This is a genomic window from Limnothrix sp. FACHB-1083 (assembly GCF_014696485.1).
GTDB lineage: Bacteria > Cyanobacteriota > Cyanobacteriia > CACIAM-69d > CACIAM-69d > CACIAM-69d.
The window spans coordinates 185,927-207,692 of the sequence record NZ_JACJQD010000008.1 but is presented as its reverse complement, the minus strand read 5'-3'; the positions used below and the strand labels follow the sequence as shown (position 1 = coordinate 207,692).

The window sequence follows — 21,766 nt, the reverse complement described above, 5'->3', positions numbered from 1 at the left end:
GTTGCAATTTCACGGGCTTTCTCAAGAACGCTCATCGCCTTGAGAGATAAGCTTTTCCCTTTCTTTGAAGAAAAACAATCATCGTCAAAACCACTTCATTAGAGGAAAGGATTTTGCGCTGACTTTATTCCAGCAATTCTTAAGAACATCTTTAGGGAATCACTAGGCAAAAATAGGGATCAAATGCCCAAGGTGTTTGATTATGCTGAAACTTGATTTTGAAAAACTCAAAATGAAGACGGAGCCTCTTTTTGATCCCATAGAAAACTTGATGAAGTTTCTGGGTTTCTTCATGAAGTTCTGCAACTGGCTTGTAACGAGCCAGGGGAAGTAACCCAGCCATCAGGGAGAGAATGGGTTGCCGTCTGGCCCTCAATCGCCCCCGATCGCCTCGAATTCACCCCAACTCACTCTGCCCTAATACGACTGAAGGGGAAATTTCCCCGATCGCCCCGGGATCCGCCTTTGCGCGGTGGGAACGACCCGATCGGCTGTAAATTAAGGGGAGTCAGCGTTTAGCGCCGCCTTGCCATGACCTCCAAACCCAACCCCAAAACCAGCAAAACCACCCCCGAGACTCCCGCCAAGAAAATGCCCTCACCCCTGGATTGCCTGGGGGGTTCCGGGATTTCGGCGGCGATCGCGGTGGGAGCCGGCGCACTGACCTATAAAATTGCCCAAACCTTTGCCGCCCACCCCATCACCAGCACCAACCGCCTCACCCTCAGCATTGGCGGTGCGGTGCGTACCTTGGTGGTCGGGGTGGGAACCCTGGGAACCTTTGTCTTTAGCTTTGTGGCCCTGGGGTTGTTGGCGCTGATGGTGCAGCTTTGGGTGCAGGGAAACCGGGGCGATCGGCCCACCGATGCTTAGGAGCACTTGCTTAGGCGCACAAGCAGTAGAAATCATTGACATCCTCCCTGTCCTAAAGGAGCGGGGATTCCGGCCCTAGGCAAACAACCGAAGTTGCTCGACTAGACCACGGGTTGACGCTTCATCGGCTGCTACCAGCGAACTGGATTTACGCTGGCCTCCACGTCCGTTTTGAGTCTCGGACTGCCCGCCCGCGACTTTGATATTGATGGCGGCATTCACATCGCGATCGTGAATTGCCCCGCAGTGCATACACGTCCACTCGCGTACATCAAGGGGTTTCTTGCCGCCCAATTGACCACAAGATGAACAACGCTGGCTAGTCGGTTCCCATCGACTGATCACCTGGAAATCCCGCCCGTAACGGATCGATTTGCCCTCGATCATCTGTCGGAAGCTGTACCAGCCAGCATCAGAAATCGCCCGCGCCAACTTGCGGTTTTTGACCATACCCGACACATTCAAATCTTCCAGAACGATCGCTTGGTTCTCGCGAACGATCCGGGTCGATAACTTGTGCAGGAAGTCAGTTCGTTGATCCTTGATGCGGGCGTGAATCCGGGCCACCTTGCGTCGGGCTAGATATCGACGCTTGCTGCCCTTAACCTTGCGGCTGAGGGATTTTTGAGCACGGCGCAATCGCTTGAGGGATTTAGCCAACGGCTTGGGACTTAGTACCTTTTCACCCGTGGACAGGGTGGCGAAGGTGGTCAAGCCCAGGTCGATCCCCACTCCATCATTAATAGCCTTCAGGGCGATTGGATCTACTTCACAGACAAACGATGCAAAGTAGCGATCGGCTGCATCCTTGATGATCGTCACCGATGATGGATCCGATGGCAGTTCTCTTGACCACTTGACTCGAACACAACCGAGCTTGGCTAGGTAAACCGAGTTGGGTTTAACCGAAAAACCGTTAGTTGTGAAGCGAATAGATTGAGTTGAGTGTTTCTTTTTGAACTTCGGAAACCCAATCTTGCGGCCTTTGCGCTCACCCTTCAAGCTTTTGAAGAAATTACGAAAAGCCAGATGGGCATCTTGCAAGGATTGAACTAACGGCACAGATGCAACTTCCGATAGCCATTCACGTTCAACGGTTAGCTTGGCTTGGGTAATCACCCGTTTCTGAATTTCAGTATCGCTAACTTTCTCCCCTTGCTGATAGAGGTCTTGACGCAACCGAATTGCATCGTTGTAGACCACACGAGCACAACCGAACGTCTTCGCCAGCATTAATCTTTGCAGGCGATTGGGATAAATTCGGTAGCGAAATCGTGCTTTCATAACTAACATTATAAGCGGGGTTGATCGAACAAGCCGCCCTAGAAGGGCGGGGCTTGTACCCTTTATTTTGGTCAGAAATCGGTAGGGCGTAATGGGTGCGGAACTCCAGCAATTGAGCATCCCCATGAAAACGGGGGTGTGGATTTTGGGCGATCAACTGTGGCACGAGCAGGCGGCGTTGGTGGCCTGTGCGGGCGATCGGGCACGGGTTCCGGTAATCGCGATCGAGTCCCTGGCCCACGTGCGCCAACGGCCCTACCATGCCCAAAAGTTGGTGCTGGTTTGGTCGGCCATGCGCCACTTTGTGCGGGAGTTGCAGGATATGGGCTGGCCCGCCACCTGGGCCGAGGCAGAAGATTTCGCTACGCCTCTGCGTGCCTGGGTGATCAAACACCAAATCGATCGGCTGTTGGTGATGGCTCCGGTCGATCGGCCCTTTCAGCAAATTCTGAATCAGCTCGATTTGCCCTGCAAACTGGAGCAAATCCCCAATAACCAATTCCTCTGGAGCGAAGAAGAGCTAGCGGACTGGTTTGGCAGTCGCAAACGCTTTCTGATGGAAGATTTCTATCGAGAAGGGCGCAAGCGATTCCAAATTTTGATGGAGGGTTCCAAACCCGTCGGCGGCCAGTGGAATTTCGACAAGGACAACCGCCAACCCCCCAAGGGGCCGCTACATCCACCCGCGCCGCTGGAGTTTGCGCCCAATGAAATTGTGCTGACGGTGATCGAAAAGGTGCGATCGCTCGATTTGCCCACCTACGGATCGATCGACTCCTTCCGCTGGGCCACCACCCGATCGCGCGCCCTCGACGTACTCGACCACTTCATCGCCCACCGACTCCGCACCTTTGGCCCCTACCAAGACGCGATGGTGACGGGCCAAGACACCCTGTGGCACGCCCTGCTCTCGCCCTACCTCAACCTCGGATTGCTGCACCCGCGTGAGGTGATCTTTGCCGCCGAAAAGGCCTGGCGCGATCGGGGCCTGCCGATCGCCAGCGTCGAAGGTTTCATTCGCCAAGTGCTGGGCTGGCGGGAATATATGCGCGGCATTTACCTGCAAGTGCTGAAGGCCAACGAGGAACCGCCCTACCCCGATCGCAACTGGTTTAACCACCAACATGCTCTGCCCCAGTGGTTTTGGGACGGCAACACCGATTTGAACTGTCTGCGCCAAGTGCTGCAACAGGTCGATCGCACCGGTTATGCTCACCACATTCAGCGGCTCATGGTGCTGTCGAATTTTGCCCTGATTGCCGGTCTGAATCCCCAGGAAGTTGAGAACTGGTTCCACGCGGTTTTTATTGATGCCTACGATTGGGTGATGCAAACCAATGTGTTGGGGATGGGGCTATTTGCCGATGGTGGGGTGCTGGCTTCCAAGCCCTACGCCGCCTCAGCGAACTATATCAATCGGATGAGCGACTATTGCAAAGGCTGTCGCTATAATCCACGCGATCGCACCGGCCCGAAAGCTTGCCCGTTTAACTTTTTCTATTGGGATTTCCTGGCACGGCACGAAAGCAAATTGCGATCACAGGGGCGCATGAGCCTGATTTTGAAACATCTGGAAAAAATCCCCGCTGAAGAAATGGCCGCGATCCGCGCCCTCTCCGTGGCCTGGCATCGTCAACAGCAATTATTGAATGAGTAGAATATCGATATTCTCAATCTCCAGAGCCGGAAACTTGAGTTGAATAAAAGGTTAATCAGTCAATAATGACCGAACCAATATCGACCTTATCCAACGGCCCTCCCGATCGCGATCGTATCCTTGCTATGCTGCGGCAACTCGCTCCCAATCTTCACCAAAGATATGGTGTAACCCGTCTTGGTATTTTTGGTTCAGTGGCCCGCAACGAAGCCACACCCGACAGCGATATCGATATCGTCTTGGAATTGACCGTGCCGGATCTATTCACAATGGTGGATATCAAAGCGGATTTAGAGCAAATTTTCCAACGCTCGATCGACCTAATTCGTTATCGCCCGCGCATGAATCCCTATCTGAAACGCCGGATCGATCGCGATGCAATTTATATCTGAGGCTTAGGATATCAAGGCTCCAAGATCTTGACCAAAATTCGGAGCAAGCTCTCCAAATCATCAGGCACACGATACAAAATCAGGCTTTGTTCCACTTGCTTGCGCGATCGATTCAAGCGGCCAAATTGCCAAACATCGCCCGTAGACACCGCACCCAGCAAATAATCTTGATCGCTATCCGTCCATTGATCCAGCGCAATTAGCTCCACCGCCAACTGCGTAAAACCACGCGCTAAATCAGCATTCTTCGCCTCAATCACTAGCAGCTTTTGCGCCGCATAAAGATAATAATCAAGAGAGCCTTTCAGTTGCTCATTAACCATTAAGGGATATTCAATTCGCAGTTGCGCCCGCGTGTAATGCACCACATCCAACAACAATGGTGCAATTAACAATTCCCGCCGAGCCGCTTCACTGCTGAGGCTAATGTAAGGCAAGCTCTCTTGAATGCGTGTTTTTAGATCTTCCAGGCGATCGAGCGGTGCAGTGCTGTGGGGCAAGACCAGGCGCGATCGCTGCAACGTGTAGCCAAACTCCGCCAAAATATCGTCCGGCTCATAGGCCATCTCAAAATATTCCTGGAAGTGATAGGACTGACCCGGACGCAGAATGCTTGGTCTGGTCATCGCAATTCATCTCCAACCACAGCACTAAAAATGAAAAAGCCTTGCTCCTTCATGCAAACAAGCTGTTACCTGGGGCGGAACGCCTAAATTACGCATTCGCTCCAATGAACGGTAATTGTCATGTTGGCCGGAAGCAAAGTCCAGCGAAAATGACAACTCAGTGACACGACCGTTAGGGTTAATCAAAAATTGGCGAGCGCTAGACATCTCACCAGACAAAAAAGATATATCACCCCAACCCCGATAAATTGTTGGGTCAGACATGTGCTCCAAACTATCAGCAGTTGCGCCAAGATAGCGTCGAACCACTTCTTTCATAGATGCCGCTTGAGCCGCTGAACCCACATAAGCTTGAGGATTTTGGGGACAAGCTCGCCGCAATTGTTCCCAATTAACTGTTTGCGCTGACGTGGGAGCTGAAACCAAGGCTAATCCAACTAGAGCGATCGCCGATTGACGAAGGATGAATGATCTCAGCATAAACCACTGACTTAAAGACAATTCCCAGTGTATTCCAAGGTTGATACAGCCTTTACCTTGCTCAATAAGCACAGTGGTAGTACCTAGAAAATCAGTCTTACCCTTCATTGCATCTGTGATACAGCGTGCCAATTGTTTGAAGTCAAGGCTGTATACACTCTCAAAATCGCTATATTAGATAGCATTCAATAGCCATTAACAGAAATCGTGCGAGGCGATCGCTGGTGAGCAAGAAAAGTTGGGAATACGACCCAGAAACCGAAAATGTTCATGGGGCTGCTACTCCTGCCGATTGTCGAAAAATGGCCCAGCGAAATAGATGGAAACTCAAAGATATTGTGAAGGCTGATGGAGGTATGGCCTTGGGTGTAGATTGCGTCTTTGAAGGGCCGCAAACCAGTTTTATGGATGAAACTTGGCAGGAGGAAAAAGGCGATGACTGAACTAATTCCAAATCGGCGGATTTTGTATGTGGCTGCGGCCGACGCACCTGGCTGGGAAGAACGGCGATTGATGCCTCGGGGCAGCTTAACGGATTTGTTGGCGCAGGAGCTGGACTACGGCGCTAATCGATTGCCGGAGCCGGGCGATCGGCTACGGGACTACAGCAATTTGACCGATCCGGGTAATGGCGTAACCCATGGTCGGGACGGCGATTGGGTCGTGATTGAAGTGGAACAATTTATAAGCAATAGCGGGCGCGAAGTGATTACTTGCTATTGTGCATTCGAGCCGATCGCCGCCAATTGGCAAGCCCTAAACCGCCAAGGGAGTGAAACAGCAGAGCGATCGTTGGCTGAGACTCACATTTAGCTGTACCTAGATTTAAACAGATAAAAAATCGGGCTAGTGGGACACACTAACCCGATCGCCTAGCTGCTCAAGTAGAGCAAGCAACTCTTAGGAAGGAAACTTAGCGGTAATCGCGATTCTGGATGTCGCGCAGGCGAGCTTCGGGGCGCTTGAAGCGATCCATTTGCGCCTCGAAGAATTTGCGGTTGGCCATCAGGTGTTCCGGGTTTTCGTCATCCAGCGGATAGAGCAGGGCTGCCCGCAGCGCTTGGATGACGGCGGAGGTGACGCAATACATCGATCGCTGGAAAGTAATTCCAAGCTGAATCAACATATCGTCCTCGCCCCGGCAATGTTGGTGATAGTAATCCAACAGGTATTGCGGCAGGAAATGCAACATATCCTGCATCAACTGTGTGGGCGGAATCCCGGCGGTTCCGACGGGGAATACGTCCGCGTACAGAATGCCGTAGTGGAAGTCCGCTTGCTCGCTGGGTACTTGACCCGCCTGGGCGTTGTAGGACTTAGTTCCTCGGAACGGAGCCGTGCGATAAAACACCGCTTCCACGTAGGGCAATGCGGCATCATAAAGCCACATGAAGCCCTTATCTTTGGGCACCAAATCAAACCATTCGCCGCGAATATTCACCCGGTGATAGATGGGGCGACCGGAGATCGCGAAAATGCCATTAATCAGGAAGTTCATGGCATCGGGCACACCCTTGAAGCCACCTTCATCGTAGATATCCGACATTTCAAAGAACACCGGAGCCATGATTTCCCAGAACAGCCCCAAGTTGCTGTAGTAGGACATCATCCGGCATTGTTCAATGAAGGCTTCGGGGAAGAGTTTATACATCCCCAACATGATCGGATTGCCTTTGAAGTAGGCTTTGATTGCGCGATCGCAGTTTTGGCGATATTCCTCGGTGTTCAGAAAGTCATCAAACCGATTCACACCCGCATACATTTTGCGATGCCAGAGCATGGCCTGCATACAGGCTTCGGCGAATTCCATGTTCACCCGATCGTGCCACAGGTGATGGAACAGCTTCGGCATTTTAATCGTTTCACCCTTGCTCATAAATTCGAGCAATTCCGGGTGGGCTGTGGCAATGCCGCGCCAAATTCGCAGGTCGGCGGTGTCGCCTGCGTAGTGGTTTGGTAAGTCTAAATATTTCTGGGGTAGGAAATATTTAAAGAAGGGAAACGGATTCAGGAAAACTTCTTCGGCGATGTAGAGCAAATCTCGCCAATAGAAGTCCATCGGCACGGCATAGGCCTTGTAAATGCCGATGATTTGCATCAGGTTTTCCGGCGTGTCGGGCAACATTGCGCCGCCCGCTTCGAGGCGATGGATGACTTCCGCAAATTCATGCTGCGACGGGGGGATTTTGGGGGCGGTGTCCGGTTTGATTGGGGTCTGAACCATGATGTTGTGGGGAAATTTCCAAGGTTTCAGAGACGTTTCGGGAGGGGCGCAAGCGTTGCACCCGATCAGTAAAGTGGGGGCAAGGGGCTTAAGCCCCTTGTCTGGTTGAGTCGCCGAGTAACCGATTAATTGATCGCGGGGGCCTTTCGGGCTGGTTTGGTCGGGGCGATCGCCACCGGTTGGTTCACCGTAGGAATCGCGGCGATCATCGCGTCCGTGGTCGGCTCGATCCACTTCACCAGCCAGCTCGGTTGAATCCCCAGCCAGAGGATCAGCCCGGTCAAGATCAGACCTGGCAAGTGCTCATCAAACCGCACGGCGGGGTAGTAGGCGGTGGCGTTGTCTAGGCGGCCAAAGCAGGTGCGATTCAGCAAAATCACGAAGTACACCGCCGTCAGCCCGGAAGCCAGGATGCAGAGCAGCGAAATCACGGGATAGGTGGTGAAGCTGCCTTGGAACACCATGTATTCCGCCACGAAGCCGACCATGCCGGGAATGCCCGCGCTGGCCATGCCCGCCAGCACCAACAGGCCGCTGGTCAGGGGCAAGCCGCGAATCGGACTCATCAACCCGTTCAGCTTGTCCAGGTCGCGGGTGCCGACTTTCTTTTCAATCACACCCACCAGGTAGAACAGAATCGCCAGGATCAAGCCGTGGCTGACCATTTGGGCTACGGAACCCAGCAGGGATAGGGGATTGAGGGCGGCGGCGGCAACGATGATGTAGCCCATGTGCCCGATCGAGCTGTAGGCCACCATCCGTTTGATGTCCTTTTGGGCGATCGCGGTCAATGCGCCATACATGACGCTGACCACACCCACCAGCGCCAGACCCGGGGCGATCGTCCCCCAAGCATCGGGCAGCAGACCCAAGCCGTAGCGCAACAGTCCGTAAGTACCCAGCTTGGCCAGCACACCGCCCAGCAGCACCGTGGTGGCGGGCGACGATTCCACGTAGGCATCGGGCAACCAAGTATGCAGCGGCACTAGGGGAATCTTGATGCCGAAGCCAACGACCAACAGCAGCAAGCAGATCAGTTGAGCACTGTCAGACAGCTTTTTGATGTCGATTTGCCCAATGTCAAAGCTGGTGGAGCCACTGAGCCAGGTCAGGGCCAGGAAACCCGCCAGCACCAGAATCCCGGAAATGGCGGTGTAGATCAGAAATTTCGTGGCCGCATAGCCGCGTTTCTGTTCGCTCCCCCAAATCGCGATCAATAAATAAAAGGGAATCAGCTCCAGTTCGTAGAACAGGATGAATAGCAGCAGGTTTTGGGCCAGGAATGCGCCGTTAATCCCGGCGATCGCCAGCAAAATCATCGAGTAATAGAGCCGGGGGCGCTGCAAGTCCCGATCGCTGCTGCAAATGGCGATCCAGGCCAGCAGGGCGGTCAAGCCCACCAACGGCAGCGACAAGCCATCCACACCCAGGCTGTAGCTCAAGCCCAGTTGCGGAACCCAGGGCAAATATTCGGTCATTTGCGCCCCGATCGCATTCACATCGACCTGGGCAAATAAATACAACGTCCACAGGGCGATCGCGCTGGCCACGGCCAGGCTCACCTTTTTCAGTAGGGCGGAGTTGGGCTGACCGGGCCACAGACCCACCAGGGCCGCCCCGATCGCCGGAGTTAAAATCAATGCGCTCAACATAGGCTTTTACTGTGACATTGCTGTGATTTACGGCTGTAGTCAAACGACGCGCTAACGCTGAATCACTGAGAGAGCAAGTTGTAGGTTGGGTTGAGGAACGAAACCCAACACCCGTAAGGCTTCGATTGATCACGTTGGGTTTCGCAAAGCTCAACCCAACCTACGAAACTGAGTTGGGTTCCGGGTAGGGGCGCACCGCCGTGCGCCCCCAAGGGTTGACCCCATGGATCGGAACCTACGGAACCGCCGGGGCCAGAATCGGCCAAGCAACCAGCGCCCCAAACAGTACCACCCCCAACAGAATCGACAGGGCATAGAACTGCACTTGGCCCGTGGTGTTGTAGCGCAAGCCTTGGCCGCCTACCACCGTCAGGGCCCCTACCGCATTCACAAAGCCATCGACAATGAACCGATCGATCCAGAACAGCACGCCGGACACAGCGCCCACCACCAGCACGATCGTGTTGCGATAGAGCTTCGCCGTATAGAGGTCATAGGCAAAGAAATCGCGAATTGGAGCCGGAATCGAATGCACCGGCTTAGCCACCTGTGGATTCAGGTACAGGGCCGCCGCTGAACCCAAGCCCACCAGGGACGAGGCCGCCAGGGCGATCGCCTCCGTTGCCCCCAGGCTCGGCAACACCTGCCATTGAATCAACAGCAACGGCAGGTGCAACACCACGCCCACCATCACCAGCGTTGAGAAACTCATGGGCCAGAGCACTTCCGGGGCCCGCTCGGTCATGGGGGACTCGGAGCCAAAGAACACCAATCCAAAGGTACGCATCAGGCTAAAGCCCGTCATGCCGTTGATCAGCAGCAGGGCCGCAAAGATCAACGGTTGATTGGCATCCAGCAAAGCGCCGCCCAAGGCCGCCAACGACCAAAAGCAGCCCAGGGGCGGCACGGCCACCAAGCCCAGCATCCCCACCAGGAAGCCGGGGCCCGCTGCCGGGCGCTTGGGCCACAAGCCACCCAACTGAGTGATGTCTTGGGTGACGCAGTTGGCAATCACGCAACCGGCGCTCATGGTCAACAGCACCATGGCCACGGAATAGGTCAAGCAGAGCAGCAGCGCTAAATTCAACTGACCAAAGCCGATCGCCACGAACACCAAGCCCATGTAGGCGCTGGTGGCGTAGGACAGCACGCGCTTGATGTCGATTTGGGCGATCGCGATCGCGCTGCACAGCAGGGCCGTCACCAAGCCCACCGACCATTCCACCGTCACCGCCACGGGCGACAGGGCAATCACCGGCTGGAATTTCACCAACACCCAAGCCCCGATCGGGACAACCACCGCATTTCGCAAAATCGATGCGGGCAGCGGCCCTTCCATGGCTTCATCCAGCCACAGGTGCAGCGGAATTTGGGCACATTTCCCGATCGGCCCAGCCACCAGGGCCAAGCCCAGCAGGGTTGCCACAGTGGGGTCGAGTTCGGCCGTCTTGGCCCACTCGGTCAAATCCGTAAAGTTCCAAGTCCCAGCGATCGGCAGCAGGGCCACCACGCCCATCAGCAACACCAAGTCCCCCACCCGCTTGGTCAGGAACGCATCACGCGCTCCCGTCACCACCAGCGGCTGGCTGAACCACAGGCCCACCAGCAGGTAAGTGCCCAGGGTCAGGATTTCCAGCACGATATAGCTGAAGAATGCCGAGTCGCACAGCACCAGCAGGCACATGCCGCCTTCAAACAAGCCCAGCAAGGAATAGAACCGGGCCCAACCCCAGTCCATTTCCATGTAACCCACGGCGAACAGTTGCGCCAGGAAGGTAATCCCGGAAATCAGGGCCATCGTGCCCACGTTCACCACGGAAGCCTTGAGGTCAAGATCCACATTCAGCCCCGCCGCATCCAGCCAGTTAAAGGAAATGGTGGCTTCCGGCTGGTTCCAAATCAGGGGCAGGGCGATCGCGCTATGTAAAAACGCTAGGCCCGTAGACAGAATGTTGAAATAGCCCGCCGGTCGCGGGCCGGTGCGCCGAATGAAGGCCGGCGACCAAAGCAGGGCCAACAGCCCGCCAAAGAGGGCGTAGGTCGGCACCAGCCAAAGGTTATCGATAATCCAGCGATCCATAGGCGTTTTCCATGGGAATCAGGGTACGAATAGCAGGTTTCGGGCGCAGAATTTTGGGCCGCAGAGTCTGAAACAGACAATGCAGCAACGCAGTCCTGTTATGCAAGTTTAAGAATGCTTTAGTTGTTTTTAAGATTACTGGGTTCAAAAGGGAAAATCTATAAGCAAATGCTTGGAAACTCCGATGAAGGGTCTAAGTGTGGCTTATTGCTAATCCCTGACATTTAGGATCCCTGTGAGGGCCGATCGCCAGGGCCAATCAAGAGTTTTGGGTCAATGATCCGGAGGACGATCGCGCTGTGGGGCTGTAAAGGACTATGAGACGGACGGCAACGGGCGATCGTGACTGATCAGAACTGATCAAAATAGTTGATCAGCAATCTGACATTGCTAAGTATTTATTACTAAGTATTGATCGCTAGACCATGATCCTGGATCTGAGCCACAGATTCGATTAATGGATTTAACTGAAGGATTCGATTTGAAGATTCGATACCCCATTCCCTCAAAATTCAATCCCCTCAAATCCCAAGGGAATCCCAAGTGATTGAATAGGCATCAACTGGGCAACGAATCTCATCAGCATTGAACAAGTCAGCAAATATGGGGATCGAATCATGGCGCACCACCCACTGGCGCAATCATCGGTAAAAACTTGTTCGCAAATGAGTTCGCAGATGAATTCGCACAATCATTCCCCAACTTGGATCCAGCAGCGAATCCAACGATCGGCCCCCGGATGGTTGGGGCTATGGCTCGTTGGGGCGATCGCTGGGGCGGGAATGGTTGTTGGGGTGGGGGTTTTGCCCGCTGCGGCCCAGGCTCAGGATTGCCGGAATCCGCAAGATCAAACCACCATGAACCGCTGCGCCTATGAAAGCTGGGAACGGGTCGATCGCACCTTAAATCAAACCTACCAACGGGCGATCGTCCGGCTCAGTGCCCCCCAACAGCAACAACTGGTGAGTGCCCAGCAAGCTTGGATCACTTTCCGCGATCGGCACTGTGCTTTTGCGTCTGGCGAGTTTGAAGGCGGCTCCATGCAACCGTTGATCGAATGGAGTTGCAAGGAGATCGTGACCCAGGAGCGGCTGGACGATCTGCAGGCCTATCGCCGAGGCACAACTCCTCCCGCCGGTCGCCTCAGCCAACCCGCTGCGGATGCGGCTTTAAATCGCGCCTACCAAGCCCTGTTGCAAGCCCAGTCGGGCAGCCAGCGATCGCGCCTGATTGCGGCTGAAGCGGCCTGGATTCAATTTCGCGATCGCGCCTGTGCCTTTGAACAAAGTCTGCAATCAACGGGCGATCGCTGTGTGATTCGCTTATCCGATCAGCGCACCTTTGCCCTGGAAGAAGCCTTGAGCAACCGTTGACCCCAGGGAACTGGTCTGGGGGGTGGTGATCAAACTTGAATTGACCGAACTTGAATTGACCGAACTTGAGTTGAGTGAACTAATTTGGGCAATTTCGACTGTTTTTGTAAATTTTTTTGTATCAATTCAACTTTGTAGAGTGAGCCGCCAACCAATTGCTCCCGGCGCAGGGAGTGGCGGCGGCCCCCGATTTTTCAAATTTGGTCTATCGTAATCTTGAGGAACTCTAAAGACTCTTGCGAAATTCTTGTCTGAGAAAAATTGATTTTCTCAAGACTTGCTTTGCAGAAATCGCCAAAAACAAACCGAAATTCACAATAATTTCAAAAAAATTGCGATTTCTGAGCATAATTCACACTTTTGAAAATATTTAGACAAACAATGAATGAAAAACCTTGATCAGGGTGGATTATTCTCAAAGAAATTAGCCCACGGGAACCCCGCGATCGAGTGATCGGGGTCTGAAACTCTGATTGCTGAGTCAGTTTAGATTAATCACAAATCACTAAAATGACAGGGTTCAGATAATCGATCACTCGCGGTTTGTTTCGTTGTGCAGCAAAATTCGGTCAATCGCCAGGTGGGAATAGATAGCTATCGCTAGGGGCTGTTTTATTTGTCGTGAACCGTTGCTGGGGTTGGGATCGAGGTTGATCAACAGTAATTAATTTACTAACATTCGCTAACGTATGCCCATATTTAGATATGGCATACATTCCTCTCAGAAAAGCGGTCGAATTTCTGGGATTGCATCCAAATACGCTAATACGCTGAGAAAGTACGCAGATGAAGGGAAGATCGAAACCATCCGAAACGAGGCGGGTCAGCGGCTCTACAACGTTGAGTCGTATGGACGCAACGCAACTCGATCTGCCGTTGTTTGCTACTGCCGTGTCAGTTCAGCCAAGCAACGAGATGATCTCGCTAGACAAGTCCAGTTCATGCGCGATCGCTACCCCGATGCCGAAATCATCCAAGACATCGGATCGGGACTCAATTTCAAGCGGAAAGGATTGCAATCCCTACTGGTCAGACTCATGCGTGGCGATCAGCTCCAAGTTGTGGTTGCCTGTCGAGACCGACTCTGCCGATTCGGATTCGAGCTGTTCGAGTTCATGGTTCAACAAAACGGTGGCGAACTCATGGTTCTCGACCAATCTGTTCACTGCTCAGAATCCGAACTCACAGCGGATCTGCTCGCCATCCTTCACCTATTCTCTCGTCGAATGCCCGGACTCAGAAGCTACCGGAAGGCGATCCAGGAAGATCCGAATCTTTCTAAACCCTGATCAAAAAGCACTCCTGAAGCAATGGTTTGGCGTTTCTAGATACGTCTACAACACCACGATCAAGCACCTTCAGGAGCCGGGAACCAAAGCCAATTGGATGGCGGTTGCGCCGATCATCCTGGGTGCGCTTCCTGAATGGGCTAAATCAGTTCCCTATCAGATCAAAAAGATTGCGGTCAAAGATGCTTGCACGGCCGTTCGAGAAGCTAAAAAGGGCTTCAAGACAGATGGGCAAATTCGAAAGTGCCGTTTCCGCAGTCGAAAAGATCGACAGCAAACGATCTACATCCCCAAATCAGCCATCAGTAAAAACGGTGTTTATCACACCATCTTGGGGAAAGCAGCCCTGAGAGAATCAATTCCTGATGGCTTCAGTGATGGTCGGTTAACACTTGCCTATGGTGAGTATTACCTGATCACCTCAACAGAAGTGCAACCCATTCAGTCCGAAAACCAAGGGCGGGTGGTTGCCTTAGATCCCGGTGTTCGCACATTCATGACCTTCTTTGCTGAGTCATCCTATGGATGGATTGGCAATGACTCGAACTTGCTGATTCAAAAGCTGTGCTTCAAGCTGGATCGCCTGATTTCCAAAATCACCAAGGCGAAGTCAGCCCAGAAGCGCCGCTTCAAGAAAGCCGCCGATCGCCTGCGTTCCAAGGTGCAACATCTGGTGAAAGAACTTCACCACAAGACCGCACGGTTTCTGACTGAAAACTTTGATGTGATCTTGTTGCCCAGCTTTGAATCCTCTCAAATGGTGAGCAAATCACGTCGCAAGATTAAGTCGAAAACCGTGCGGCAAATGTTGACCCTATCGCATTACCAGTTCAAGAAACATCTAGAGTGGAAAGCTTGGGAGTTGGGCAAGATTGCCTTGACCAATATCAATGAAGCCTACACATCTAAAACCGTTTCGTGGACAGGTGAAATCGTCAAGATTGGCGGCTCTCGGGTCATCAAGTCGAAAGTTGATGGGCGGTCAATGAATCGGGATCTCAATGGTGCTCGTGGGATTTTCCTACGGGCATTGGTTGATACGCCTTGGTTGAGAGACCATCTCAACTTATGTATTTGTTAGCATCCGTTAGCAAAAAAGTATCGGTTGAGTTTGGTCGCTGCTTGGCAAGCCTAGATGATGCCGCAACCTCAATTGAGCAGAAATTGAGCAGAAAACCTTGATCAGAAAACAGTTTTCATGATTCAGCAGTTGCGACGTTTGCCACTCCCGATCGTGTTGGTTGTGCCATTCATGGCGCAAATCTTGGTCATCGTGAGCTTGGTGGGATATTTGTCCTATGCTGGCGGCAAATCGTCCATTTTGGGTGTGTTGACGCAAATGCAGCGGGATACGGCCGATCGCGCCGATGACCTGTTGCAGGAGGTTTTGCGCGGGTTGCAAGACGCGAACCAACGAAATGCGAATAATTTGCGCCCGATCTTGGGCCAGCAGATTCAACAAACCAACACCATGCCCCAAGGGGGGCAACTCGATCGCCACCTGTGGAATCAGGTGATTACCAGTGATGATGTGGACTTGGTGGGGTTCGCAACGGCCACCGGGGAGTTCATGGGGGTTGAGCGTAACAGTCGGGGCAAGCTGCTGATCCGCAGCACCACTGATAACGGGGAACTTTGTCGCTATCTCGTGAACCATCAGGGCGATCGCCAGGCCCAGGTTGATTGTTTGTCAAGCGTTCCCAATCCAGATTTTCGACAGCAGCCTTGGTATCGAATGGCGGTTGGGACAGGGGAACCCACTTGGAGCATTATTGATCCCCCTTTTCAGAAAATCACGACTTATTTAAGTGTGACTCAACCGTTGTGGGGCGATCGGGGCCGCCCATCGGGCGTGTTGATGGCGGGGCTGCGGCTTTCGCATCTGGGGCAACGGCTGGCCACAATGCAAGCGGGAAAACCAGGGCAACTCCTGATCTTGGAACGGAGTGGCCATTTAATTGCTGCCTCCACGGGGGAAAAACCGGCGGTGCTGCCCTTGTCTGGGGGAGGTCGCCAGCGCCTGACGGCCACCAGTAGCGAGAACCCCGTGACGGCGGAGGCTGCCCGAACCACAATGCGGTTGATTCAGGGCCAGCAACCGCTTCAGGATCGCCAAGCCACGATCACGGTAAACGAGGAACAGTACGCCGTTTTTTTGCGGCCGTTCAACGATGCCAGCGGTCTGGACTGGTGGTTGGTGGTGGTGACTCCCCATCAGGTCTATAGCAGCCCCCTGGAGCAAAATCGATGGCTGATTTTGGGGTTGTGTGGCGGTGCAATGGTGCTGGCGGGGTTAACGGGTTGGGGGTTGGCCCATTGGGTGACGCGGCCGTTGATGGAGGTGCATGAGGCAGCCCAGGCGTTGGCCAGTGGCCAGTGGCAGCGACGGGTGACGGGGGACGATCGCCCTGATCGCCTGGGGGAATTAGCTCGGGCCTTTAACTTCATGGCCAATTGCGTGGAGGGGGCTTTTATTCAACTGACGGCCCAAAATCAGGAGCTACGGCGGATCGATCGGCTCAAGGATGAGTTCTTGGCCAGTACTTCCCATGCCCTGCGATCGCCCTTGGCGGGGATGATTGCCATTGTGGAGTCTCTGTTGCGGGGGACGGGCGGCCCACTGACTTCCCTGCAAAAAACAAATTTGGAACTGTTGTTGACCAGCAATCAGCGCCTGCAAAACTTGGTGAATGATTTGCTGGATGTGGCGCGGTTGCGCTACGGGGATGTGCGTTTGGATCCGCAGGCGATCGATTTGCGATCGGCGGTGCAGGTGGCGATCACGATGTTGCAGCCCCTGGCCGATCGCCGACACCTGGCCCTGGTGATGCAAATTCCTGACCAGTTGCCGCCGGTGATGGTTGACCCCGATCGGTTCCAGCAGATTTTGCTGAATCTATTGGACTACGCCATTCAACAAGCTGCCGGCCAACAGATTCTGATTACGGCTGAGTTTTTGTCTGAACAAGATATGGTGCGGGTCTCAACGCTCGATCGGGGCCCGGAACCGGCGATCGGGTCTTGGGGGCAAGAGTCGGCCCTTGCTCAGGGGGGTGTGGTTCTGCCCATGGTGGCTGATCCTCTCCCGCCCCTAGTCCTAGAACCGGCTCAGTTAGACTCCATCGGTGGTCTGAGTTTAACCATCACCAAGCGCCTGGTGGAGTTACATGGGGGAACGTTGGCTTTGGGCGATTCCTGCGGCCATGGCCGGGGGCATCACTCGGAGAATCATTCGGAGAATTCCCCGGGAGATTACACAACGGCTGCTGCTCCCGGGTTGCGGGAGCGCATCAGTTTCACAATCCCGATCGCCTGGACAAGGGAACCCCCTACCCTCCAGATCGCCCCCAGCGACCATTGGGCAGCGCCCCAGCCCCAGCCCCCAACCACCACCGATCCCGATTTGCTGCCGTCTCACATTCTGGTGGTGGATGATGATCCGTTGATTTTGCAAGGGTTGGCCAACTGGTTGGCGCTGGAACCGGGGTTTCGGGTGTCTGTGGCCCTCAGTGGGCGATCGGCCCTGGCCCAAATTCAGCAAGGCCCTGTGCCTGACTTGCTGTTGCTGGATTTGCGAATGCCCGACCTCACGGGCTACGAGGTGATTGCTCAGTTGCGTCAAACCTGGTCACCCCAGACCTTGCCGATCGTCCTGTTAAGCGAGCGAGCCTGTCCCCAGGAAATTGTGGCCGGCTTGGCGGCGGGAGCCAACGATCACCTCACCAAGCCGGTGACGGCCGGCGAACTGATTGCCCGCACCCGGGCCCATTTGCAAGTGCGCCAACTGCAACTGCAACAACAGCGAGTGGCCGCCGAGCATGAGCGCAAAATTGCCCTGTTTCTGGATGCGTTGCCCGTGGGGGTGGCGGTCTATCAAGCGGGGGGTGACCTGCTCTACCTGAACAGCTTGGGACGACAATTGCTCAATTTAGATCCGAACTTAGATCCGAGCTTAGACCCAAGTTTAAATTCGGCTGCGCCCTTGTCGGTGTCGCTAGCCGATCGCCTGTATCGGGCCGGAACCGATCAACCGATTGAGCTGGCTCAGATCCCGGTGCAGTTGGGTGCAACGGGCCAAGCCGCCGTTACGGAAACCATTGAACTCGATCGAGGCAGCAGGCGCATTCCCTTTGAAATGCGGGCTGTGCCTATTACCGATGAAGCGGGGCAGGTTGCCTATGCGGTGGTCACCTTTCAAGACATCACCGAACGCCAAAAAACCGCCACCATTCTGGCCAACTATTCCCGATCGCTGGAAGCGGAAGTGGCTAATCGCACCGCAGCCCTGATTGAGGCGAATCGTCAGCTCGAAATCCAAATTTTGGAGCGGCAACGGGCTGAACAGGCACTCCAGCGGGCCAACCAAGAACTGACCCGCTTGGCCCAACTGGATGGGCTAACCCAAGTGGCCAACCGACGTGGTTTCGATGAACACCTGGCCCGGGAGTGGGCCCGCTTGGCGCGATCGGGCCGTCCCCTGAGTCTGTTGTTGTTGGATGTGGACTGCTTCAAGGCCTACAACGATTGCTATGGTCATCCCTCCGGCGATGACTGCCTGATTCAAGTGGCGCGAGTGTTGGCAGACATGATTTGCCGGCCGGCGGATCTGGTGGCTCGCTACGGGGGAGAGGAGTTTGCCATTATCTTGCCGGAGACTCCCTTGGAAGGGGCGATCGCCATTGCCCACCAAGTCCGCACCCGGATCCGTGGTCGTCAACTGCCCCATGAGCGATCGATTGTGGCCCCCTTTGTGACGGTCAGCATAGGCGTGTCTTGCCTCGTGCCCAGCAGTGACTGCAAACCCGCTACCCTGATTGCCATGGCCGATTCAGCGCTCTACTGCGCCAAGCAGGCCGGGCGCGATCGCTATTGTGTGCGAGCCAATCACCCCTCGATCGGGCAAGCAGCGGTCTAGCCACGGCGGAAATTGGAAATTTTTGGAAACTTTTGGAAACTTTTGGAAATTTGATGAGAACCCCGGAGTTGGCTAACCTGGTTTGGCTACCGGTTTGGCTAAAACTTTCATGTCTTCCGTGATTTCTGCCATTGAGCTATATCTAATTCGCCATGGCATTGCCGCCGAACGCGGCACTTATGTTAACGATGACGATCGCCCCCTCACCCCTGTGGGCCAAACCAAAACCCGCGCCATGGCCGATCGGCTGCGGGAACAGAAACTGTTCTTTGACACCCTGGTCACCAGTCCCCTCGTGCGGGCCCGGGAAACCGCCGCCATCCTGCAAGGAGTGGGTTTGGCTGCCCAAGTGGAGATTTGGCCCGAACTCACGCCCGATCGGGCGATCGACCCCTGGTTAGAGCGCTACGATCAGTGGCGAACTCAGCACCTGGCCCAAGCCGCCTTTCCCGCCAAGCCCTCTCCCCGGCTGCGGCTGGCCCTGGTGGGCCACGAACCCACCCTCAGTCAGTGGGCCAACCAACTGATCTGGGGCGATGGAAACCCGATCAATGACGCACGGGACACAATCGTGCTGAAAAAAGCAGGTATTATTGGTTTGATTTTGCCCCCCATGGGTTCTCCTCTTGGTTGCAGCCAGCTCTTTTGGCTGACCCCTCCCCGATTATTCCTATAGTTTTCTGCCCTTGCCCTATGGCTACACCAGCGACTTCCGATCGCGTCAACGAAAGCACTGGCGATTCAGCCAAAACGGCTGCCCCTGCCTGTGAATTCCGGCCGGGTCTCGAAGGTGTTCCCGCAACCCAATCGGCCATCAGTTATGTGGATGGCAAAAACGGCATTTTGGAATATCGAGGGATGGCGATCGAGGAGTTGGCGCGGCATAGCACCTTCCTGGAAACCACCTTTCTGTTGATTTGGGGCTGTTTGCCCACCCGGGAGGAGTTGGAAGAATTTGAGCATGACATTCGCTATCACCGGCGGGTGAAGTTCCGGATTCGGGACATGATGAAATGCTTCCCGGAAAGCGGTCACCCGATGGATGCACTGCAAGCTTCAGCGGCGGCCCTGGGGCTGTTTTATTCGCGGCGGGCCCTGCCCAACCCGGCTTATATTCGTCAAGCGGCTATTCGGTTGCTGGCCAAGATTCCAACGATGGTGGCGGCCTTCCAATCGATCCGCAAGGGCAATGACCCCATTCAACCCCGAGATGATTTGGGCTATGCGGCCAACTTCCTGTACATGCTCAATGAGCGCGAGCCAGATCCCCTGGCGGCCCGGGTGTTTGACACCTGCTTGATCCTCCATGCGGAGCATACGATCAATGCATCTACCTTCTCGGCCATGGTGACCGCTTCCACCATGACCGACCCTTACGCGGTGGTGGCTTCGGCGGTGGGCACATTGGCGGGGCCGCTCCACGGCGGGGCTAATGAGGAAGTGATCGATATGCTGGAGGCGATCGGCTCGATCGAGAATGTGGTTCCCTACATCGATCGGTGCATCGCGGAAAAGCAAAAAATCATGGGCTTTGGCCACCGGGTTTATAAGGTCAAAGACCCAAGGGCTACGGTGCTGCAAAGCCTCGCAGAAGAACTATTTGACAACTTGGGCCGCGACCAATATTACGACTTGGCCTTGGAAGTGGAGCGCGTCGTGTCCGATCGCCTGGGTCACAAGGGCATTTACCCCAACGTGGACTTCTACTCGGGCTTGGTTTATCGTCGCCTGGGCATTCCGACGGATCTGTTCACGCCGGTTTTTGCGATCGCCCGCGTGGCTGGTTGGTTAGCCCACTGGCGCGAACAACTGTCCACCAATCGCATCTTCCGACCCACCCAAATCTACACGGGTGAACATGAGGCATCGTACCAGCCGATCGAGCAGCGCCAATCTCTCGTGCGGTTTGATACGCTCGCCAACTAGTGCTGTCCTAGGCGCTGCCGTTCATGGACTTAATGCGATCGCTCCCCTTGGGGCTGTACCTTGAACAACCGGTAACTTGGCTCCATCGCCTGGATTCTCGGGTGAAGCTGGGTTGGCTGCTGGCTTTCCTGCTGATGCCCGTTTTGGCCAGCGGGGTGGCCCGGTTGGGGTTAGTGGCCCTGTTGGTGCTGTTGACCGTGGGGGCCGGAATTCCCTGGCGAGTTTGGCGACAGCAGTTGGTTTGGTTGTTGCTGGTGGGCTTTTTTGCCACCTTGCTCACGGCCTTGTCTCCCGATGGCTATGGCCTGAAATATCAACCCCGATCGCCTGCGGACTTGAATTGGTCAAGTTTGAATTCGTCAAATGCTCAAGACCCGGCTAGCGGTTCAGCCCCAGTGGGCCAGGCGATCGCCTCTGAATCCTTGGTCTTGCCCCAACCAACCCAATATCGATACTGGCTGGTGCAACAGGGCTGGTTGAAGGTGTCCCGGCGATCGCTGGGCTTGGGCGTACGGGTTGGCACTTTGGTCTTTATTCTGATTTACAGCACCACGCTGTTTTTGCTGACCACGGCTCCCGAGGAAATTGCAGCCGGTTTGGAAAGTTTGATGGCTCCTTTGGGACGCTTAGGCCTGCCCGTGGCAGAAGTGACCTTGACGTTGACCCTCTCCCTGCGGTTCATTCCGCTGGTGTTGGAAGAGGTGCAAAATTTGGTGCGATCGATTCGCACCCGCGCCATCAACTGGCGGCGGCTGGGCTGGCGTGGCACGGTCAAAATTTGGCTGATTTTGGCAGAACGCTTGCTGGAAAATCTGCTAATGCGGGCGGAACAGATGGCCACCGCCATGCAAGTACGTGGGTTCACCACTCCCGATCGTCATTCTTTGCCCCTGTCTGTGCCTCGGCTGCGGGCCCAGGATGGGGTGGCGATCGGGGTGCTGTTGTTGGTCGCTGGGGCGCGGCTCTGGTGGGGGTGGCAACCTTAAAATCAGGAA

General features: G+C 54.7%; 19 protein-coding genes. 13 read left to right on the top strand and 6 right to left on the bottom strand.

The annotated features are described in order from the left end of the window. Nucleotides 1–353: 353 nt before the first annotated feature. On the top strand, nucleotides 354–497 hold the full coding sequence (locus H6F46_RS12285) for a hypothetical protein (RefSeq protein WP_190354864.1): 144 nt from the start codon (nucleotides 354–356) through the stop codon (nucleotides 495–497). A gap of 34 nt (nucleotides 498–531) precedes the next feature. Beyond that, complete coding sequence (locus H6F46_RS12280) at nucleotides 532–873, top strand: DUF3082 domain-containing protein (protein WP_190354865.1); 342 nt, start codon at nucleotides 532–534, stop codon at nucleotides 871–873. Nucleotides 874–948: 75 nt separating this feature from the next. Here the strand turns inward: H6F46_RS12280 and H6F46_RS12275 are convergent, their stop codons facing one another. Then, the gene (locus H6F46_RS12275; protein ID WP_190354866.1) at nucleotides 949–2,157 is read right to left on the bottom strand and encodes an RNA-guided endonuclease TnpB family protein; all 1,209 of its coding nucleotides are present in this window, start codon (nucleotides 2,155–2,157) and stop codon (nucleotides 949–951) included. A 124-nt stretch (nucleotides 2,158–2,281) separates the two neighbouring features. Here H6F46_RS12275 and H6F46_RS12270 point away from each other — a divergent pair, with 124 nt between their 5' ends. Then, nucleotides 2,282–3,814, top strand: a complete 1,533-nt coding sequence (locus tag H6F46_RS12270; RefSeq protein WP_190354867.1) for a cryptochrome/photolyase family protein — start codon at nucleotides 2,282–2,284, stop codon at nucleotides 3,812–3,814. 125 nt (nucleotides 3,815–3,939) lie between these two features. Beyond that, the gene (locus H6F46_RS12265; protein WP_242027922.1) at nucleotides 3,940–4,206 is read left to right on the top strand and encodes a nucleotidyltransferase family protein; all 267 of its coding nucleotides are present in this window, start codon (nucleotides 3,940–3,942) and stop codon (nucleotides 4,204–4,206) included. Between the two features lie 11 nt (nucleotides 4,207–4,217). Here the strand turns inward: H6F46_RS12265 and H6F46_RS12260 are convergent, their stop codons facing one another. After that, the gene (locus H6F46_RS12260) at nucleotides 4,218–4,832 is read right to left on the bottom strand and encodes a hypothetical protein (RefSeq protein ID WP_190354869.1); all 615 of its coding nucleotides are present in this window, start codon (nucleotides 4,830–4,832) and stop codon (nucleotides 4,218–4,220) included. Between the two features lie 24 nt (nucleotides 4,833–4,856). Beyond that, nucleotides 4,857–5,420 carry a hypothetical protein gene (locus tag H6F46_RS12255; RefSeq protein WP_190354870.1) on the bottom strand — a complete coding sequence of 188 codons (564 nt, stop codon included), beginning with the start codon at nucleotides 5,418–5,420 and terminating at the stop codon, nucleotides 4,857–4,859. A 116-nt stretch (nucleotides 5,421–5,536) separates the two neighbouring features. On the opposite strand from H6F46_RS12255, the gene H6F46_RS12250 reads away from it, so the two are divergent. Then, complete coding sequence (locus H6F46_RS12250) at nucleotides 5,537–5,755, top strand: hypothetical protein (protein WP_190354871.1); 219 nt, start codon at nucleotides 5,537–5,539, stop codon at nucleotides 5,753–5,755. Next, nucleotides 5,748–6,125, top strand: coding sequence for a hypothetical protein (locus H6F46_RS12245; RefSeq protein WP_190354872.1), 378 nt, complete (start codon nucleotides 5,748–5,750; stop codon nucleotides 6,123–6,125). The genes H6F46_RS12250 and H6F46_RS12245 overlap by 8 nt, the downstream gene beginning before the upstream one ends. A 100-nt stretch (nucleotides 6,126–6,225) precedes the next feature. Here the strand turns inward: H6F46_RS12245 and H6F46_RS12240 are convergent, their stop codons facing one another. The 3 genes from H6F46_RS12240 to H6F46_RS12230 all read right to left on the bottom strand — a co-directional run bounded on the left by H6F46_RS12240 (nucleotide 6,226) and on the right by H6F46_RS12230 (nucleotide 11,268). Further along, complete coding sequence (locus H6F46_RS12240; RefSeq protein ID WP_190354873.1) at nucleotides 6,226–7,536, bottom strand: CO2 hydration protein; 1,311 nt, start codon at nucleotides 7,534–7,536, stop codon at nucleotides 6,226–6,228. Nucleotides 7,537–7,661: 125 nt separating this feature from the next. After that, on the bottom strand, nucleotides 7,662–9,188 hold the full coding sequence (locus tag H6F46_RS12235; protein WP_190354874.1) for an NADH-quinone oxidoreductase subunit M: 1,527 nt from the start codon (nucleotides 9,186–9,188) through the stop codon (nucleotides 7,662–7,664). A gap of 235 nt (nucleotides 9,189–9,423) precedes the next feature. Further along, a complete protein-coding gene (locus H6F46_RS12230; RefSeq protein ID WP_190354875.1) occupies nucleotides 9,424–11,268 on the bottom strand; it encodes an NAD(P)H-quinone oxidoreductase subunit F in 1,845 nt (614 codons plus the stop codon). 677 nt (nucleotides 11,269–11,945) lie between these two features. On the opposite strand from H6F46_RS12230, the gene H6F46_RS12225 reads away from it, so the two are divergent. From H6F46_RS12225 to H6F46_RS12195, 7 genes are all read left to right on the top strand, one after another. Beyond that, a complete protein-coding gene (locus H6F46_RS12225) occupies nucleotides 11,946–12,641 on the top strand; it encodes a lysozyme inhibitor LprI family protein (RefSeq protein WP_190354876.1) in 696 nt (231 codons plus the stop codon). A gap of 689 nt (nucleotides 12,642–13,330) precedes the next feature. Then, the gene (locus H6F46_RS19875) at nucleotides 13,331–13,930 is read left to right on the top strand and encodes an IS607 family transposase (protein ID WP_347278318.1); all 600 of its coding nucleotides are present in this window, start codon (nucleotides 13,331–13,333) and stop codon (nucleotides 13,928–13,930) included. Beyond that, on the top strand, nucleotides 13,833–15,011 hold the full coding sequence (locus H6F46_RS12215; RefSeq protein WP_347278320.1) for a transposase: 1,179 nt from the start codon (nucleotides 13,833–13,835) through the stop codon (nucleotides 15,009–15,011). Before H6F46_RS19875 ends, H6F46_RS12215 begins: the two co-directional genes overlap by 98 nt. 117 nt (nucleotides 15,012–15,128) lie before the next feature. Then, complete coding sequence (locus H6F46_RS12210) at nucleotides 15,129–18,845, top strand: diguanylate cyclase domain-containing protein (protein ID WP_190354877.1); 3,717 nt, start codon at nucleotides 15,129–15,131, stop codon at nucleotides 18,843–18,845. A 109-nt stretch (nucleotides 18,846–18,954) separates the two neighbouring features. Continuing rightward, nucleotides 18,955–19,521 carry a phosphohistidine phosphatase SixA gene (gene sixA, locus H6F46_RS12205; RefSeq protein WP_190355024.1) on the top strand — a complete coding sequence of 189 codons (567 nt, stop codon included), beginning with the start codon at nucleotides 18,955–18,957 and terminating at the stop codon, nucleotides 19,519–19,521. A gap of 17 nt (nucleotides 19,522–19,538) precedes the next feature. After that, the gene (locus H6F46_RS12200; protein ID WP_190354878.1) at nucleotides 19,539–20,771 is read left to right on the top strand and encodes a citrate synthase; all 1,233 of its coding nucleotides are present in this window, start codon (nucleotides 19,539–19,541) and stop codon (nucleotides 20,769–20,771) included. 23 nt (nucleotides 20,772–20,794) lie between these two features. Continuing rightward, entirely contained in the window at nucleotides 20,795–21,757 is a 963-nt protein-coding gene (locus tag H6F46_RS12195) for an energy-coupling factor transporter transmembrane protein EcfT (RefSeq protein ID WP_190354879.1), read from the top strand. The last annotated feature ends 9 nt before the right edge of the window (nucleotides 21,758–21,766 follow it).

What these genes read in the sequence shown, in the direction of transcription:
- H6F46_RS12285 (WP_190354864.1), top strand. Translation starts at nt 354, where the DNA reads ATGGGTTGCCGTCTGGCCCTCAATCGCCCCCGATCGCCTCGAATTCAC.
- H6F46_RS12280 (WP_190354865.1), top strand. Translation starts at nt 532, where the DNA reads ATGACCTCCAAACCCAACCCCAAAACCAGCAAAACCACCCCCGAGACT.
- H6F46_RS12275 (WP_190354866.1), bottom strand. Translation starts at nt 2,157, where the DNA reads ATGAAAGCACGATTTCGCTACCGAATTTATCCCAATCGCCTGCAAAGA.
- H6F46_RS12270 (WP_190354867.1), top strand. Translation starts at nt 2,282, where the DNA reads ATGAAAACGGGGGTGTGGATTTTGGGCGATCAACTGTGGCACGAGCAG.
- H6F46_RS12265 (WP_242027922.1), top strand. Translation starts at nt 3,940, where the DNA reads ATGCTGCGGCAACTCGCTCCCAATCTTCACCAAAGATATGGTGTAACC.
- H6F46_RS12260 (WP_190354869.1), bottom strand. Translation starts at nt 4,832, where the DNA reads ATGACCAGACCAAGCATTCTGCGTCCGGGTCAGTCCTATCACTTCCAG.
- H6F46_RS12255 (WP_190354870.1), bottom strand. Translation starts at nt 5,420, where the DNA reads ATGAAGGGTAAGACTGATTTTCTAGGTACTACCACTGTGCTTATTGAG.
- H6F46_RS12245 (WP_190354872.1), top strand. Translation starts at nt 5,748, where the DNA reads ATGACTGAACTAATTCCAAATCGGCGGATTTTGTATGTGGCTGCGGCC.
- H6F46_RS12240 (WP_190354873.1), bottom strand. Translation starts at nt 7,536, where the DNA reads ATGGTTCAGACCCCAATCAAACCGGACACCGCCCCCAAAATCCCCCCG.
- H6F46_RS12235 (WP_190354874.1), bottom strand. Translation starts at nt 9,188, where the DNA reads ATGTTGAGCGCATTGATTTTAACTCCGGCGATCGGGGCGGCCCTGGTG.
- H6F46_RS12230 (WP_190354875.1), bottom strand. Translation starts at nt 11,268, where the DNA reads ATGGATCGCTGGATTATCGATAACCTTTGGCTGGTGCCGACCTACGCC.
- H6F46_RS12225 (WP_190354876.1), top strand. Translation starts at nt 11,946, where the DNA reads ATGAATTCGCACAATCATTCCCCAACTTGGATCCAGCAGCGAATCCAA.
- H6F46_RS19875 (WP_347278318.1), top strand. Translation starts at nt 13,331, where the DNA reads ATGCCCATATTTAGATATGGCATACATTCCTCTCAGAAAAGCGGTCGA.
- H6F46_RS12210 (WP_190354877.1), top strand. Translation starts at nt 15,129, where the DNA reads ATGATTCAGCAGTTGCGACGTTTGCCACTCCCGATCGTGTTGGTTGTG.
- sixA (WP_190355024.1), top strand. Translation starts at nt 18,955, where the DNA reads ATGTCTTCCGTGATTTCTGCCATTGAGCTATATCTAATTCGCCATGGC.
- H6F46_RS12200 (WP_190354878.1), top strand. Translation starts at nt 19,539, where the DNA reads ATGGCTACACCAGCGACTTCCGATCGCGTCAACGAAAGCACTGGCGAT.
- H6F46_RS12195 (WP_190354879.1), top strand. Translation starts at nt 20,795, where the DNA reads ATGGACTTAATGCGATCGCTCCCCTTGGGGCTGTACCTTGAACAACCG.